This window comes from Pseudomonas sp. NPDC088429 (assembly GCF_044753305.1).
GTDB lineage: Bacteria > Pseudomonadota > Gammaproteobacteria > Pseudomonadales > Pseudomonadaceae > Aquipseudomonas > Aquipseudomonas rustica.
The window spans coordinates 1-1,179 of record NZ_JBIVMX010000179.1; the positions used below are offsets into that span (position 1 = coordinate 1).

Below are 1,179 nucleotides of genomic sequence, written 5' to 3' on the forward strand. Positions count from 1 at the left end.
CACGTTGGTGCTGGGAGGCTGCCACATGACCTTGCTCAATCCAACGGGCCAGGTCGGCCTGGAACAGCGCAACCTGATCATCACCGCGACCCTGCTGATGCTGTTGGTCGTTGTGCCGGTTATCGTCATGACCTTCCTGTTCGCCTGGAAATACCGCGCGTCGAACAAGAACGCTGTCTACACCCCGAAATGGTCGCACTCGACCAAAATCGAAGTGGCGGTGTGGACCATCCCGGTTCTGATCATCATTGCCCTGGGTTACATCACTTACATCTCGACTCACGAGCTGGATCCGTATCGTCCGATCGAATCCGACGTCAAGCCTGTGACCATCGAAGTGGTCGCGTTGGACTGGAAGTGGCTGTTCATCTACCCGGAACAAGGCATCGCCACGGTCAACAAAATCGTGTTCCCGGCGCACACGCCAATCAACTTCAAGATCACCTCTGACGCTGTGATGAACTCGTTCTTCATCCCGGGTCTGGGCGGCCAGATCTACGCGATGGCGGGCATGCAGACCAAGCTGCACCTGATCGCTGACCGTAACGCTGAAATGGACGGTATCTCCGCCAACTACAGCGGCGCGGGTTTCACCGGCATGAAGTTCAAAGCTATTTCCACCACTCAGGAAGATTTCGACGCCTGGGTAAGTGAAGTCAAGAAGTCACCTAAACAGCTTGATCAAGCTGAATACGCAGCCCTTGCCAAGCCAAGCCAGAACAACCCAGTCGAGCTCTACTCCTCGGTCACGCCGAACCAGTTCCAGATCATCGTCGACAAGTACGAAGGTATGAAGCCGGGCAAGCCGCTGAAGCACGAGAAGAAAGAGAAAGAAGTGGCGGCCACGGAAATTGACTCGAGTTCGCATTCAGCTGCCGGGGCAGAGGAGTAAACGATGTTTGGTAAATTAAGTTGGGAAGCAGTCCCATTCCACGAACCGATCGTGATGATTACCATCGCCATGATCGCGCTCGGTGGTCTGGCGCTGTTCGCTGCAATCACCTACTTCAAGAAGTGGACGTACCTGTGGACCGAGTGGTTGACCTCGGTAGACCACAAGAAAATCGGCGTGATGTACATCATCGTCGCCATGGTCATGCTGCTGCGCGGTTTTGCCGACGCCATCATGATGCGTACCCAGTTGGCCATTGACACCGAGGGTTCGCATGGATACCTGCC

General features: G+C 55.2%; 1 protein-coding gene and 1 pseudogene. Both read left to right on the plus strand.

Annotation, left to right across the window (positions count from 1 at the left end; genetic code table 11):
• The first annotated feature begins 4 nt into the window (after positions 1-4).
• Positions 5-892 (plus strand): ubiquinol oxidase subunit II, encoded by an 888-nt coding sequence (gene cyoA / locus ACIP66_RS28805; RefSeq protein WP_400652705.1) that lies wholly within the window; start codon positions 5-7, stop codon positions 890-892.
• Between the two features lie 3 nt (positions 893-895).
• Positions 896-1,179 (plus strand): annotated as a pseudogene (locus tag ACIP66_RS28810) (cytochrome o ubiquinol oxidase subunit I); the annotation flags it as partial.